This window comes from Halopiger aswanensis (assembly GCF_003610195.1).
Lineage (GTDB): Archaea > Halobacteriota > Halobacteria > Halobacteriales > Natrialbaceae > Halopiger > Halopiger aswanensis.
In genome coordinates this window covers 803279-816963 of the sequence record NZ_RAPO01000001.1, presented here as the reverse complement: position 1 = coordinate 816963, position 13685 = coordinate 803279, and the positions used below count along the sequence as shown (strand labels likewise).

At 61.0% G+C, this 13685-nt stretch carries 14 protein-coding genes and 1 pseudogene; 8 read left to right on the top strand and 7 right to left on the bottom strand.

Annotated elements, in window-relative coordinates; all coding sequences use genetic code 11:
• Positions 1-47: 47 nt before the first annotated feature.
• On the bottom strand, positions 48-305 hold the full coding sequence (locus ATJ93_RS03960; protein WP_120243312.1) for a BlaI/MecI/CopY family transcriptional regulator: 258 nt from the start codon (positions 303-305) through the stop codon (positions 48-50).
• 144 nt (positions 306-449) lie between these two features.
• Here ATJ93_RS03960 and ATJ93_RS03955 point away from each other — a divergent pair, with 144 nt between their 5' ends.
• Complete coding sequence (locus tag ATJ93_RS03955; RefSeq protein ID WP_120243311.1) at positions 450-758, top strand: hypothetical protein; 309 nt, start codon at positions 450-452, stop codon at positions 756-758.
• Positions 712-1191 carry a hypothetical protein gene (locus ATJ93_RS03950; RefSeq protein WP_170155511.1) on the top strand — a complete coding sequence of 160 codons (480 nt, stop codon included), beginning with the start codon at positions 712-714 and terminating at the stop codon, positions 1189-1191. Before ATJ93_RS03955 ends, ATJ93_RS03950 begins: the two co-directional genes overlap by 47 nt.
• Here ATJ93_RS03950 and ATJ93_RS03945 read toward each other — a convergent pair whose 3' ends face one another.
• From ATJ93_RS03945 to ATJ93_RS03930, 4 genes and pseudogenes are all read right to left on the bottom strand, one after another.
• Positions 1192-2370, bottom strand: coding sequence for a hypothetical protein (locus tag ATJ93_RS03945; RefSeq protein WP_147376618.1), 1179 nt, complete (start codon positions 2368-2370; stop codon positions 1192-1194). It abuts the gene before it with no gap.
• Positions 2371-2658: 288 nt separating this feature from the next.
• Complete coding sequence (locus ATJ93_RS03940; RefSeq protein WP_120243308.1) at positions 2659-3645, bottom strand: tyrosine-type recombinase/integrase; 987 nt, start codon at positions 3643-3645, stop codon at positions 2659-2661.
• Positions 3646-4245 (bottom strand): hypothetical protein, encoded by a 600-nt coding sequence (locus tag ATJ93_RS03935; RefSeq protein ID WP_120243307.1) that lies wholly within the window; start codon positions 4243-4245, stop codon positions 3646-3648.
• Positions 4246-4299: 54 nt separating this feature from the next.
• Positions 4300-4707, bottom strand: a pseudogene (locus ATJ93_RS03930) (DNA-3-methyladenine glycosylase family protein); the annotation flags it as partial.
• 138 nt (positions 4708-4845) lie between these two features.
• Between ATJ93_RS03930 and ATJ93_RS03925 the strand changes: the two are divergent.
• Entirely contained in the window at positions 4846-5331 is a 486-nt protein-coding gene (locus ATJ93_RS03925) for a hypothetical protein (protein ID WP_120243306.1), read from the top strand.
• A gap of 245 nt (positions 5332-5576) precedes the next feature.
• Here ATJ93_RS03925 and ATJ93_RS03920 read toward each other — a convergent pair whose 3' ends face one another.
• Positions 5577-6728 (bottom strand): acyl-CoA dehydrogenase family protein, encoded by a 1152-nt coding sequence (locus ATJ93_RS03920; RefSeq protein WP_120243305.1) that lies wholly within the window; start codon positions 6726-6728, stop codon positions 5577-5579.
• A 116-nt stretch (positions 6729-6844) separates the two neighbouring features.
• On the opposite strand from ATJ93_RS03920, the gene ATJ93_RS03915 reads away from it, so the two are divergent.
• The 3 genes from ATJ93_RS03915 to ATJ93_RS03905 all read left to right on the top strand — a co-directional run bounded on the left by ATJ93_RS03915 (position 6845) and on the right by ATJ93_RS03905 (position 10291).
• Positions 6845-8815, top strand: a complete 1971-nt coding sequence (locus tag ATJ93_RS03915) for a 3-hydroxyacyl-CoA dehydrogenase/enoyl-CoA hydratase family protein (RefSeq protein ID WP_120243304.1) — start codon at positions 6845-6847, stop codon at positions 8813-8815.
• A 199-nt stretch (positions 8816-9014) separates the two neighbouring features.
• Positions 9015-9587 (top strand): HalX domain-containing protein, encoded by a 573-nt coding sequence (locus tag ATJ93_RS03910; RefSeq protein WP_120243303.1) that lies wholly within the window; start codon positions 9015-9017, stop codon positions 9585-9587.
• A gap of 272 nt (positions 9588-9859) precedes the next feature.
• On the top strand, positions 9860-10291 hold the full coding sequence (locus tag ATJ93_RS03905) for an SPW repeat domain-containing protein (RefSeq protein ID WP_120243302.1): 432 nt from the start codon (positions 9860-9862) through the stop codon (positions 10289-10291).
• Between the two features lie 95 nt (positions 10292-10386).
• On the opposite strand, the gene ATJ93_RS03900 is transcribed toward ATJ93_RS03905, so the two are convergent.
• Entirely contained in the window at positions 10387-11541 is a 1155-nt protein-coding gene (locus ATJ93_RS03900) for an acyl-CoA dehydrogenase family protein (protein WP_120243301.1), read from the bottom strand.
• Positions 11542-11663: 122 nt separating this feature from the next.
• Here ATJ93_RS03900 and ATJ93_RS03895 point away from each other — a divergent pair, with 122 nt between their 5' ends.
• Together ATJ93_RS03895 and ATJ93_RS03890 are read left to right on the top strand one after the other, a co-directional pair.
• A complete protein-coding gene (locus tag ATJ93_RS03895) occupies positions 11664-12332 on the top strand; it encodes a helix-turn-helix domain-containing protein (RefSeq protein WP_120243300.1) in 669 nt (222 codons plus the stop codon).
• A gap of 56 nt (positions 12333-12388) precedes the next feature.
• The gene (locus tag ATJ93_RS03890) at positions 12389-13669 is read left to right on the top strand and encodes a sensor histidine kinase (RefSeq protein ID WP_120243299.1); all 1281 of its coding nucleotides are present in this window, start codon (positions 12389-12391) and stop codon (positions 13667-13669) included.
• Positions 13670-13685: the final 16 nt, after the last annotated feature.

Genomic DNA, 13685 nt, shown 5'->3' with positions numbered 1-13685 from the left:
TTCTGTCTGCGTGCTAATCAATATCGGGGGTAGCGAAACTGAGTGGGTCACTCTCTAGACTCGTCAATAGTGTCCTCGCTCACGTTCAACAGCATTCTCCCTTTCTTCCCAAGCCGCCAGATACCGGATTGCTTGCTCTCCCGTGAGAGCCAACCTTGCTCCTCAAGCTGTCTAAGGGTACGTCGTACGGTCTGCCGCTGCCTCTCAGAGAGGTCGAGTTCGTCCATAACTTCGGCGGCTTTGAATTTTCCCTTGGCGACGAGCTGTTCGAGTGCCGCGTTCCAGATTTGGTCTCGCATCGTCATTCTATTCCTACCTATCAATGAGCACGAGAGAATCTACACATATATCCTGGCGTCCCGGTGAAGGTCGAGGGATTCTCTACTGCGTGTCTGGCCGAGATACTAGCCCCAGGCGTTATGTACGATTCGCGTTGATGTCTCAGATATATGGAGACTCTCCCGGAGGACTATGTGGTCATGTATTTCCGCGTCCTCGACGATTCTGGCGTTGAGTTCCGCGTGAGACGGTGGTACTCTCCGGGAGATGGAGAGTTAGAGTATCGAGGGTCTGAGTGCGACTGTGACGCTTGGGGTCCACACCGAGAGATACATCCTGAGGAGCGGTGGTGCGTGCATATCGGAGCAACAGAGGAACTCATCGATGCGCACCGTCCACCGGGCGCTCCTGGCTCTAAGGAGATAGATGTCGATGTCAAGCTGGTGGACATCAGAAAAGAGGTTGTGCCGGTGCAGTAGCTTAGTTGTCGAACCAGAAGTTTGGCAGAGTTTTAACGCCGGTTCCCTTGACGAACTCGCCGCCGAGGTTTCGACCGAATTCATTCTGGTGAGCGGTGACCTCAACGAACAGCGGCTATGGCCAAATGAGACCCTCGAACACGCACACTATATCCGGTCAGGATATGAGCCTGCAATCCGCATCTTCCACGACGATTTGACCGACACAACTGACGTTCAACTCTCGTGGCGAGCCTACCAAGACGAGGACGCAACCCGTCTATCCATTGAAGACGACCTCGACCTCGATAACGACCGAACCTACGAAACCCTATTGAGAGAACTCAAATCCTACAATGACCATAGTTGTATTTACATCCACCCTCAGATGTGGACGGCCATCAACAACCAGAAACACGGACTCAACGACGCCGCACGCGCACTCACAGCGTGACTACCCCTCTACTTCTTCAATGACCTCGTCCCGGAGGTCAAACAAGCGGTCCTCGAACTCATCCTGCATTTCCTCGACCAAGTCGAGGTCCGTGTCACGGGTTGAATGAGTCAGCTGCGACGTTGCGATGTCTACATCCTCCTCAGATTCCACTATCTCGTGGTTGAGGATGTTCTCTGCGCTACCAATGAGACCAACGATGTACTCTGGCGGCTTGTCGTCCGTGTAATACTGCGCCGGTGAGTGGAGAGGTTTCCCAGGTACGGAATCTCGCCACCGGTCATCCTGCCGCATCTCGCTGACGAGGTCTTCCGCGAGGTCTTGGACGCGTTCGGCGAATTTAACACCGTCAACCTCGGCAGACCCAGGGTCGTAATCGAGGTCGTTAATCATCTGGTCTACCGTGAGGTCGTGGACCTCCCACAAGTCCTTGATGAGGCTGCGGATGTCGCTCTCGTCCCAGACCTGAGACGAGTTTGACAGCGCGTGGTCAAGCGCACGCCGACGCTTGCGCCCTTCCGGGATGTAGGTCGTGTTGCGCAGGTCCTCGACTGTCAAATCGGGGTCGTTCCATGGCTCCCGGTCAACCACAGCTTCATGGAGGTCACCTACGGCCCACGTCGAGGTATCGCCCTCAACGATTGCGGTAAGGAATGAAGAGTCATCGTAGTCAACCGCGTCCACCCCGTCGGTGAACATCCGGTCGAGTCGCTGGAGGTCATTGAGACGGTCAGTACGCGAGTCCCACGGAGATGCTACGAGATACCGGATGCTATCCGCAATCTCGTCTCCAAGTCCGCGACCATCAGGCATCTGCGACTCGATTAAATAACAATCAACGTGATTTAGACGTTCCTCCGGGTCGTCATACCTACACTCATTCTGAAGTTTCGCCATCGCCTGACCAGTGCGCTCAGATATTATTCTGTTGAGCAGCTCTCGGAAGTCCAACTCGCTGCGCTCAGACAGCCGGTTGAGGACACGACCCTCAATCTCGGTGAGAGGGTCGGTTAAATCGCGTCGAAAGTCGAAGAGAAGAGCTTCATTAGCTGCTAAACCCTTCGTCATCGACGAGTCCGAGTTGAGATAATCTGCGGCCCATGCTTCCATCGTCAACTGTTTCCGCGTTGACTGTTTGTCAACGTGGATAGTATCTCTAACCATCTTGATAAGAACCACGCACCCTACCCCTATTAATTTATTCACAGCCTGTGTTAGTTATCTGGAACACCCCCTTGTTAAACAGTGGTTTTAGTGTTAGTTAGTAAATATAGTACTAGACAAGTACTAGGAGATGTGGGGCTACAACGCCGTGGGCACAGAGCGACAACTCGCTGAAACGGTCGAAAACGCGCCTCTCATCAGAACGGTCTCTCAGAGTAATCCACACTCTCTCACCACTCCTCTAATAAAATAATATTTTGCCCCATCTGCGATACTCTCCACGTTGTGGACGCGTTCACTCGGTCAATCGTCGAGGCTAAGGTCGTGATACGGATTCTCTTCGTCTTCAGTCTCAGTGTGAGTGTACGTGGACTCCGTCAACTCTACAGATGCGTGTCCAAGCTGGGACTGTACTCGGTGGATGCCAACCCGGTCTGAAGCCCATGTACCGTGGCCGTGACGGAGAGCATGAGCATTGATATAATGGAGGTCTCGACCCTGTGAGTCTTGACCAATCACTTTCTGTATCCCTGCTTCCCAGGCAGATTCGCGCACGATTTCGGAGACAAGGTCTGGATACATGGGAGCGGTCTTCCGTGAACAGAAGAGCCAGTCCTCGTCAGCGTCTTTGAGACACTGGTACCGTTTTCGGTCTGTCAGCCAAGCGGTGAGGGGTTGGTCACATACAGGGAGATAACTCACCTTCCGGGTTGCGTCTGGGTCGCTCTTCTTACGGTCAGGTATCTCTATGATGCGATTATCTTGGTCAATGTCATCCAATGTGAGATTGACTATCTCACTGGCACGTGCTCCAGTAGTCCAGAGAAGGTCGATGAGCAGTTGATTACGAGTTCGGGGGGAACGGACGTTTGCTCGCAGTTGCCTCCACTCGTCCTCCGTGACTCCTTCAGTTAGGTCGTGTTCTTCGAGGTATTGCTGGCGTAGAGTCTTGTTCTCGTTAATCCCCCATTCATCCATACTCCAGTCTCGGGGTAGAGGATGTTCGTCTATGACCTCGTCTCGATACGCCTCGTCCAAACATTTCTTAATTGCCTGGACTCGGCCAGCTACGGTTTTTGGAGCATAGTCTTCGTTTTGCTCGATAGCGAATCGCTTGAGGGTTCTGTACGTGACTTCTTCGATAGAATCTATCCCTTGTTCCGATGCCCATTCGTCGAATTGCCGGATTTCTGAACGCCTTGTGTCGTAGCTACGTGGGCGGGCGGACTTGTAGAACAGTAGCCACTCTTCGATGTAGTCGATATGCCAGTCGTAGTCCTCCCGGGGCATCTATCGGACCTCAACGAGTCGATGGTCTCCTTCGTTCACTTGTACTTCGTTGATGCTGGCAGGCAGGTCCTCTTTGAGTTTGTCAATAGCGTTTCGCACCTTGCCCTCTCGGACTCCACGTCGGGCACTGACAGTATCTATGATTGCATCAATGCTCCCTGCTTCTTCAGCGAGGAATTTCACTGTTTTACGGGGGTCAGCTTCGATTTTCTCGACCTCGCTGGTGTCGTTTACTTGGGGAATTAACTCCCGGATGTCCTCGGCCAGCAGAGTCATCATATCGTGTTCTTGGTCTTCAATGTTATCGAGGCGGTCCTCGATAGAGTTGATGTCGTCACTGAGGTTGTTGAGAGCATCGAGCACAGGGTCGAGGTCTACGTCTGCTTCAACGCTTCCTCCTGCCGGTGCCCCGGGCTGGGTGTACCAACCGTCTATCTCCCGGTAAACAGCTCCGCGGATAAGGTCAGAGACGCTGTCCCATTCATCAGAGTCGTCAACGAAGTCGTGCCATTCGTCGCGGGTCTCCGGGTGGACGCGGCATGGGACTGTAACGCGTTTGTTTGCATCGTCTTCCTCCGTCCCTTCTTTTGCTTCTCCCATACTGTCTATCGAGGGAGATTGTTTGTATATACTTTGTGTATAGATACTGAGTTAAAGGAGGTACATGTTCGCGGTCCACTCGCCGATTCCCTTGATCTCGGTGAGGCGGTCGATCACCTCCTCGTCGGAGTGGTCGGCCAGCGCTTCCTGCGTGTAGTCGTTTTCCTGAAACGCCTGCGCAGCGTTTCGCATGTACTCGATCTTGCTGCGCGAGAGGCCGGCGTCCCGGAGCGCTTCGTCCTCGGCGGCGAGCACGGTTTCCGGCGTCACCTCGCCCTCGAGGAGTTCGAACACGCGCTCGCGGACGGCCATCGCGCTCGCGGTCGAGAGCTGCTGGTTGATGATCGAGATGCAGAGCCGTTCGTACTCGCTCCAGTCTGGTTCGACGTACGGCTCGTGGGTCTCGATCAGTTGTTCCATGACGGGGTCGCGTCGCAGGACGGGTTCGGCGTCGGTTAGCATGTTCGACATGTTCCGGTCGGATACCGGAATACGGGACCGCGAGCGGAAAGGCGTCTCGGTTGGCGCCAGCATCGGACGTCGAACTCGAGGCGCCCACCCGACAAAGTGGTTTCTCGCTGGACCTCGTACGGTGCAGTAATGGTGCTCGTCTCGTCGACCGTGCTCGTGACCGTCCCCCGTCGTCTCCGGCGGTTCTGGTCGTTCTATCGTCGCTATACTGCTACGGCGATCCACACGGCTGCGACAGCGGCGCTGGCGATCTTCGGCATCCTCGTGTTCGTCGATCCGTGGTTCGCGGCGCTCGCTATCGGCAGCTATCTCGTGCCGCCCGTGTTCCTCTACACGATCGGAGCCGAACCGCCGTCTCCTGGGGACGATGTCTCGAGTACCGAACGCAGCGAGGCGGACGCAGCGGTCCCAGACCGAACCCGCTCCGCCGACCCAATCGCATCGACGCCCGAAACGGGCCGCTCGAGAGGCGGCACGGATACCGATACGGACACCGATTCGGACGGCGGGAACGGCGATACTGATTCGGATTCCGACAGTGACGACGGTGACACGGATACGGACTCGGATAGCGACGACGGCGATACCGACTCTGACTCCGACTCGGATTCGTGACGGACGGCGGCTCGAGCGTCTCTGCTCGAACTCCGTCCACAGACAGCAGACTGTGGATCTGCTGTCACGGTCGACTCGAAAACGAACGTGGTCGGGAGCGTGCTCGACGGAACTCGTCGAGCACGCGACCCGGGGAAGGGCAGGCTACCACCCAAACGTTCTCCGTGAGCGACCGGCGGGAGGAGCGTTTTAATCGAATTTTGCCGAGGGTCGCCTCCGGGCGACCCGCAGAGCAAAACTTCGTCTCAGAAACCTTTGCCGAGCATCTCCCGCGCGATGACGTTCTTCTGGATCTCCGTCGTCCCCTCGTAGATCTGGGTGATCTTGGCGTCGCGGTAGAACCGCTCGACGGGGAAGTCGTCCACGTAGCCGGCGCCGCCGTGGATCTGGACGGCCTCGTCCGCGACGTCGACCGCGACGCGGGAGGCGTACTCCTTGGCCATCGAGGCGAGTTTCGTGATGTCCTCGCCCTGGTCGACGTTCCAGGCGGCCTTGTAGGTCAGGTTGCGCGCGGCTTCGGTGTCGGTGGCCATCTCCGCGAGCTTGTGCTGGATGGCCTGGAACTCCGAGATCGACTTGCCGAACTGCTCGCGGTCCTGGGCGTACTCGAGGGCCGCGCGGGTGGCGCCCTTCGCGATGCCGACGCCCTGGGCGGCGACGGCGACGCGGGTTTCGTCGAAGAACTGCATCTGCTGCATGAAGGCGGCGTCGCGCGTGCCGATGAGGTTCTCCTCGGGGACGCGAACGTCGTCGAAGACGAGTTCGGCGGTGTCCGAGGCCCGGATGCCCAGTTTTCCGGTGATCTTCTCGGCGGAGAAGCCGTCGCGATCCGACTCGACGACGATCTGACTGAACCCGTTGTACCGCCCCTCGGCGTCGGGATCGGTCTTGCAGAGGACGACGAAGAAGTCGCCGACGGAACCGTTGGTGATCCACATCTTGTTGCCGTTGATGACCCACTCGTCGCCGTCCTTCTCCGCGCGCGTCGAGACGGAGGAGACGTCCGAGCCGGTGTCGGGTTCCGAAATCGCCGCGCCCGAGATCTGCTCTCCTCGAGCGACCGGCTCGAGGAAGCGTTCCTTCTGGTCCTCGGTGCCGAAGTTCATGATCGCCTCGCAGCCGAAGGAGGTGGAGACGATCGAGAGGGCGATGCCGGGATCGTAGGAGAACAGTTCCTCGGTGATGATCGCGGTATCGAGGATCGAGTAGCCGGCGCCGCCGTACTCCATCGGGATGTGCGCGCCGGTCAGCCCCATCTCGGCGGCTTCGTCGACGATGTCGTGGGGGAACTTCTCTTCGCGGTCGTACTCCGCGGCCTGGGGAACGATTTCGTTTTCCGCGAACCGCTGGATTTCTTCCCGAATCTGCCGTTGTTCGTCCGTGAGACCGAACTCCATGAGTCAGTATGTCTATGCCGATCGATAAAGATCTTTGTAACCAGACATAAACCTAAACATAGTTTTTCCAATGAAGTGGGGAAACGTTCAAACGACTCCCCATCGCATGAGTGTCCATGGAGTTGGAAGATATCAACACCGTCGCAGTTCTCGGCGCAGGGAATATGGGCCACGGCATCGCGGAGGTCGCCGCGATCGCGGGCTACGACGTGACGATGCGAGACATCAAAGACGAGTTCGTCCAGAACGGCTACGACCAGATCGAGTGGTCGCTCGACAAGCTCGCGGAGAAGGATCAGCTCTCACAGGAGGAAGCCGACGCCGCCTTGGAGCGCGTGACGCCGCTGGTCGACATGGAGGAAGCCGTCGCGGACGCCGACGTCGTCATCGAGGCCGTCCCCGAGCAGATGGAGATCAAGAAGGACGTCTACGGGGAACTCGAGGCCCACGCCAACGACGAGGCGATCTTCGCGACGAACACCTCGAGCCTCTCGATTACGGAACTGGCCGAGGTGACGGAACGGCCCGAGCGGTTCTGCGGCATGCACTTTTTCAACCCGCCGGTGCGGATGGACCTCGTCGAGGTGATCACGGGCGCCGAGACGGCCGAGGAGACCCTCGAGACGGTCGCGGACCTGGCGGCGGACTTCGGCAAGACGCCCGTGCGCGTCCACAAGGACTCGCCCGGCTTCATCGTGAACCGCATTCTCGTGCCGCTGATGAACGAGGCCTGCTGGCTCGTGAGCAACGACGAGGCGACCATCGCCGAGGTCGACTCGACGACCAAGTACGGCATGGGGCTGCCGATGGGGAGCTTCGAGTTGGGCGATCAGGTCGGCAACGACGTCAGCTACCACGTGCTCGACTACATGCACGAGGTGCTGGGCGAGGCCTACGAACCGGCGCCGCTGCTCGAGGAGAAGGTCGAGAACGAGGAGCTCGGCAAGAAAACGGGCAAGGGGTTCTACGACTACGAGAACGGCGGCGTCGACATTCCGACCGACGAGCAGTCCGACCTCGTCGAGCGCCGGCTGCTGGCGACGATGGCCAACGAGGCCGCGAAGCTGATCGGCGGCGACGTCGCGCCGCCGGAGTCGATCGACGAGGCCGTCCAGCTCGGTGCCGGGTTCCCCGACGGCCCCGTGAAGCTCGTCGACGACTACGGCCTCGAGACGCTCCACGAGACGCTCGAGGAAGCCTACGAGGAGACGGGCCACGAGCGCTACGCGCCCGCTGACTACCTCGCCGAGCGCGCCGAGGCGGGCGGCTTCTACGAGGACGAGGGAGAAGACGCGGGCGAGACCGAGTTCGAGACGATCCGCGTCGAGTACCCCGCCGACTACGTCGGCCACATCGTGATCGACCGCCCCCATCGGATGAACACGATCAGCAACGAACTGCTCGGGGAACTCTCCGAGGCGATCGACCACCTCTCCGACGACGACGAGGTCCGCGCGATCTTGTTGACCGGCGCGGGCGACCGCGCGTTTTCCGCCGGCGCCGACGTCCAGAGCATGGCCGCCGGCGCCGACCCGCTCGAGGCCCAGGAGCTCTCCCGGACGGGCCAGCGGACGTTCGGCAAGCTCGAGGCCTGCGACGTGCCGGTCGTGGCGGGCATCGACGGCTACTGTCTCGGCGGCGGGATGGAACTGGCGACCTGCGCGGACCTGCGGGTCGCCAGCGAGCGCTCGGAGTTCGGCCAGCCCGAACTCAACCTCGGCCTGCTCCCGGGCTGGGGCGGCACCCAGCGGCTCAAGCACATCGTCGGCGAGGGCCGCGCGAAGGAGATCATCCTCACCGCCGAGCGGTTCGACGCCGAAACCATGGCGGAATACGGCTTCGTCAACGACGTCGTCGACAACGATTCCCTCGAGGAGGCGGCGCTCGAGTTGGCGAGCGATCTGGCCGGCGGCCCGCCGATCGCCCAGAAGTTCACGAAGCGCGCGATGCTCACCGGTCGCGACGACACGGAGGCCGGCCTCGAGTACGAGGCGTCGGCGTTCGGCCACCTGATGGCAACCGACGACCTCATGGAGGGGATTACCGCCTTCATGGGAGACGAGGAGCCGGAGTTCGAAGGGCAGTAAGAACACCGGCGGACGAGACGACTACGGTAGCTGTAACGTCGTCCGGTCGAGTACCTCCCACAATCGGGTACTTTCAGCACTTTTGACGGTAACGTAATACGATTGTCATTTGGTCGCGAGATTTATCACCCAGAGGTGCCATGCATGACGCGTGGCTGGAATCGATGATGGGTGATGAAGGGAACGGAGGGGTCAGCCGATGAGTGAGGGGACCGAGGTGCTCGTCGTCGACGACGAGTCCCGCCTCGCTGACCTGTTCGCCGCGTGGCTGCAGTCCGATTGGGCCGTCGACACCGCCTACGACGGGGAGGAAGCCCTCGAGAAGATGGCCGACTCCGTCGAGGTGGTCCTCTTAGACCGGCGGATGCCGGGCCTCTCGGGCGACGACGTCCTCGAGCGGCTCCGCGAGGCGGGGTACGACTGCCGCGTCGTCATGGTCACGGCGGTCGATCCCGACTTCGATATCATCGAGATGGGATTCGACGACTACCTCGTCAAACCGGTCTCGAAGGACGAACTCCTCGAGATGGTCGACGACGTCTCCGGGCGGTCCGACTACGAGTCGGCGATCCAGGAGTACTACGCGCTCGTCTCCAAGAAGGCCCTGCTCGAGTCCGAGAAAGCGGAGCGAGAACTCGAACAGAACGCGGAGTACCAGGATCTCTGTGACCGCGTCAGCGAACTCGAGCAGGCTGTCGACGAGACGGTAACGAGCATGTCCTCCCACGACGAGTTCGTGGGGGCGTTTCAAGATCTCCAGACCGAGAACTGAGCCAGTCGGCGCAGATTGGGTTCGATTCCACTCGACCCTCCCGCTCCCGTCTCCCGCGTCCCGATTCTCCCGCCGTAATCACGCTCGGCAGTCAACCGCGAGTCTCGAGTCGGCGGTCGGATACACACTCCGTGATCGACCGTCCGTTCGGTCCGACTACCGCGAGACACGAGGGATGACCGTCAATTGTAGGTGGACATTAGCGCCGACTGGGTTCCCGACAGGTGCAGGCACGCTCGTTTTCGCCCGTCGAGAGCTACTGTACATGTAGCATGAGTGATGCAACAACCGATACGGCGACCGATCGGAACCGGAACGCGTTGAACACGGACACGATGCAGTGGCTGAGCGCCCTCATTGCGCTGATCGGGTTGTACATCGTCGCCTCGCCGTTCATCCTCGAGTCGACGGACGCGGCGACCTGGAACGATACGCTCGTCGGAACGGGCATCTTCCTGCTGGCCGGTTACAACTTCTACCGGCTGTCGAAGGACCGGCTGGCGAACGTCGGCGCCGCAGGTCTAACCGTCCTGCTCGGGCTCTGGGCGCTCATCTCGCCTGCCGTCATCGAGATGGGCAGTAGCGAGCTCGCAACGGGGACGGCGATCTCGGGGCTGGCCGTCGCGCTCCTCGCGGCGTACAGCGCCTACGCGAACAACAAGGCGGATATCCCGGCACGGGCCCGCACTCGTACTCGTGGCTGAGTCGGCCCGTTCGGGAGTCGCGTTTTCTATCGGTACATCGGGTATCGGATCAGCGATCGTCTCACACCGTCTCCTGTCACCGCCTCGCGACAGCGCTACTGCGGTGACTGTCTGTAGATCAGGTTCCGCTGGATCTCGTTTGCACCCTCGTAGATGACCGGAATCCGCGCGTCGCGGTAGACGCGGGCGATTCGTCGCTCGTCCAACACCGAGCGACCGCCGTGGAACTGCATCCCCTGTTCGGAGACGTCGACGGCAGCCTCGGTCGCTTTCGTCTTCGCGAGCGCCGCCCAGTAGCCGGCGTGGTCGTCGTTCGCGACCTTCTCGCAGGCGCGCCAGGTGAGCGTCCGGGCGCTCTCGAACTCGAGCAACATGTCCGCGAGGCCGTGCTGGACGGCCTGAAACTCGTTGATCGTTCGGCCGAACTCCTCGCGGTCGTGGGTGAACTCCCAGGTTTCCTCGATGGCGGCGGCGGCCATGCCGAGTCCGTGACCCGCGACGGCGACGCGGCCGTGGTTGAAGAAATCGGAGATCATCCAGAAGCCTGCACCCTCGGTGCCGATCAGGTTCTCCTCGGGGATGCGGCAGTCGTCGAACGTGATGTGGGCCTGCTTCGAGGCGCGCATCGCCATCTTCTCGGGGATGTGTTCGGCCTCGTAGCCGTCGGCGTCCGTCGGGACGATAAACAGCGAGTGGTTGTTGTAGCGGTTGTCCTCGTTGTCCCCGGTGCGGGCGTAGACGGTGACCCAGTCGGCCTCGACGCCGTTGCCGATCCAGTACTTCTCGCCGTTGATGACCCACTCGTCGCCGTCTTTCTCCGCGCGAGTCTGCATTCCCGCGAGGTCGCTGCCGGTCTCGGGCTCCGAGACGGCCAGTCCGGAGAGTTGCTCGCCCGCCGCAACCGGACGGATGTACTCCTCGCACTGCTCGTCGGAGCCGTACTCGTAGGTGATCTCGCAGCCGAAACTCGCCAGTTGTAGGGTGAGGGCGATACCGGCGTCCGCGCGGTAGAACTCCTCGGTAAGCGCGAGCAGCTGGGGTAGGTCGAAACCGCGCCCGCCCCACTCCTCGGGGATGTCCTGGGCGACTAACCCGGCTTCCTGGCCGGCCTCGAGAATGTCGTGGGGATACTCCCCGGACTGGAAGTACTCCTGGGCGTTGGGTTCGATATACTCTTGGGCGAACTCGCGGGCTTCCTGTTTGACGTCGCGGGCGTGCTCCGGGACGATGCTGTCGTCGAGCAGATCCATGCCTTGTCAGTTGATTGCAACCCGAATATAGGCGATGGTTTCTGTTCGCAGGCGAACACGACTCGAGGAGTTGGCGGCGAGGGTGGTGACAGGACTTTACAACCGGCCTACGTCCACCTGATATGGCGACTGAAGCGACGTTTACGGTGCCGGCCGACGAATTTCCCCTGGGGAGCGTGTTCGAACGACTGCCGGACGTCACCGTCGAACTCGAGCGCATCATTCCGGCGCGGGACGTGGTGGTGCCGTACTTCTGGGTTCGGGGCACCGCCGTCGACGACATCGAGACCGCGTTCGCCGAGCATCCGGGCGTGACGGACATTCAGTTCATCGATTCCGTCGCGGACGAGTACCTGTTGCGCGTCGAGTGGACGCTAGAGTACGACGGCGTGTTGAGCACGTTGACCGAAACGAAGGTGCCGCTCGTCAAGGCGGTCGGCACGAGTCGGCGGTGGACGTTCGACATCCGCGGGGACGATCGCAGCGACATCGCGGCGTTTCAGCAGCGCTGCCGGGAGTTGGACATTCCCATCACGCTGACGAAACTGCACGCGCTCACGCCGATCGAGACGGATACCGAGCGGGCGCTTACGGACCCGCAGCGGGAGGCGCTGGTGCTCGCCTACGATCGGGGCTACTTCAACACGCCGCGGGACGTCACGATGGCGGAACTCGGCGACGAACTCGGCATTTCGCAGCAGGCCGTCGCGTCCCGACTCCGGCGCGGTATCGACCGGATCCTCGAGAGTTCGCTCCCCGAATTCACGGCCTCGTCCGGCGAGGATACTTAAACGAGTTGTATACTAAAAAGCGCCCCTGAACGGAGAGACGGTCGTAAGGAGGACCTATGAGTGGGCGTTCCCTCGAGTTCGGTGAGGCCCTCGTGTCGGAGGGCGAGCGGGGCTACTGGTATCGCGTGATTCCCGCGCTGGGCGTGGTGATCCTCTTCAGCGCGATCGCCAAAGCGGCGCTCACGCTGGCCGACAGCGGACTCCTGCTGGAAGCCGTGCTCGATCTGCTGCTTGTGGGCTCGGTGGGCACCGTCGTGCTGTACATCGGCGTCTGGTTGCCGAACACGTCGATCCGGGCCGAATTCTATCCGCGTATCCTGTGCTGGGTCGCCGGCGGTATCGTCGTGATGGGAATCGTGCTCGGACTCCGGGTCCTCCACCCCGGCGTTACCGTGCAGTTCACGTTCGGCACCCAGGCGGTGCTGTTAGCGATCGGCTCGATCGCGGGACTGGGTATCGGCATCCACGAAGCGCAGGCGCTCATCCGCGCCGACGCCCTCGCGGTCCAAAACGAGGAGCTGAAACGCACCGAGCAGCGCCTCGAGGAGGCCGTCACGCAGCTGGAGGCGTCGAACGAACAACTCGAGCAGTTCGCCGCCGCCGCCTCCCACGATCTGCAAGAGCCCCTGCGGATGGTGACCAGCTACCTGCAACTCCTCGAGCGACGGTACGGCGACGACCTCGACGAGGACTGCACGGAGTTCCTCGAGTTCGCCGTCGACGGCGCGGAACGCATGGACGCGATGATCGACGGCCTCCTCGAGTACTCCCGCGTCGATACGCAGGGCGATTCGTTCGATGCCGTCGATCTGGACGCGGTTCTCGAGGACGTGTGCACGGACCTCCAGTTCAAAATCGAAGAGACGGACGCGACGATCACGCGGGAGTCGTTGCCGACCGTCGAGGGCGACGGCCGGCAGTTGCGGCAGGTGTTCCAGAACCTCGTATCGAATGCGCTCGAGTACAGCGGCGACGAGTCGCCGCGAGTCCACGTGTCGGCGGAACGCGAGGGGGTCGAGGGGGCGTGGACGATTTCGGTCCGCGACGAAGGGGTCGGCATCGATCCCGACGAGGCCCACCGAGTCTTCGGCGTCTTTCAGCGCCTTCACTCCGCCGACGAACAGGAGGGATCGGGAATCGGGCTCGCGCTGTGCGAGCGGATCGTCGAGCGCCACGGCGGCGACATCTGGGTCGACTCCGAACCCGGCGAGGGCTCGACGTTTCGGTTCACGCTTCCGCCCCGTGGCGAGGGACCCGACGCGTCCGCTCCCGGTATCGTTTCGCAGCGGGGCGAATCCAACGCGCATTCGGAGCGGAACAGCCGGCAGAACGACTAGACGCGGCGACCGCTCG

Coding starts and splice junctions, on each gene's coding strand:
- ATJ93_RS03960 (WP_120243312.1), bottom strand. CDS start 305: ATGACGATGCGAGACCAAATCTGGAACGCGGCACTCGAACAGCTCGTC.
- ATJ93_RS03955 (WP_120243311.1), top strand. CDS start 450: ATGGAGACTCTCCCGGAGGACTATGTGGTCATGTATTTCCGCGTCCTC.
- ATJ93_RS03950 (WP_170155511.1), top strand. CDS start 712: ATGTCAAGCTGGTGGACATCAGAAAAGAGGTTGTGCCGGTGCAGTAGC.
- ATJ93_RS03940 (WP_120243308.1), bottom strand. CDS start 3,645: ATGCCCCGGGAGGACTACGACTGGCATATCGACTACATCGAAGAGTGG.
- ATJ93_RS03935 (WP_120243307.1), bottom strand. CDS start 4,245: ATGGGAGAAGCAAAAGAAGGGACGGAGGAAGACGATGCAAACAAACGC.
- ATJ93_RS03925 (WP_120243306.1), top strand. CDS start 4,846: ATGGTGCTCGTCTCGTCGACCGTGCTCGTGACCGTCCCCCGTCGTCTC.
- ATJ93_RS03920 (WP_120243305.1), bottom strand. CDS start 6,728: ATGGAGTTCGGTCTCACGGACGAACAACGGCAGATTCGGGAAGAAATC.
- ATJ93_RS03915 (WP_120243304.1), top strand. CDS start 6,845: ATGGAGTTGGAAGATATCAACACCGTCGCAGTTCTCGGCGCAGGGAAT.
- ATJ93_RS03910 (WP_120243303.1), top strand. CDS start 9,015: ATGAGTGAGGGGACCGAGGTGCTCGTCGTCGACGACGAGTCCCGCCTC.
- ATJ93_RS03905 (WP_120243302.1), top strand. CDS start 9,860: ATGAGTGATGCAACAACCGATACGGCGACCGATCGGAACCGGAACGCG.
- ATJ93_RS03900 (WP_120243301.1), bottom strand. CDS start 11,541: ATGGATCTGCTCGACGACAGCATCGTCCCGGAGCACGCCCGCGACGTC.
- ATJ93_RS03895 (WP_120243300.1), top strand. CDS start 11,664: ATGGCGACTGAAGCGACGTTTACGGTGCCGGCCGACGAATTTCCCCTG.
- ATJ93_RS03890 (WP_120243299.1), top strand. CDS start 12,389: ATGAGTGGGCGTTCCCTCGAGTTCGGTGAGGCCCTCGTGTCGGAGGGC.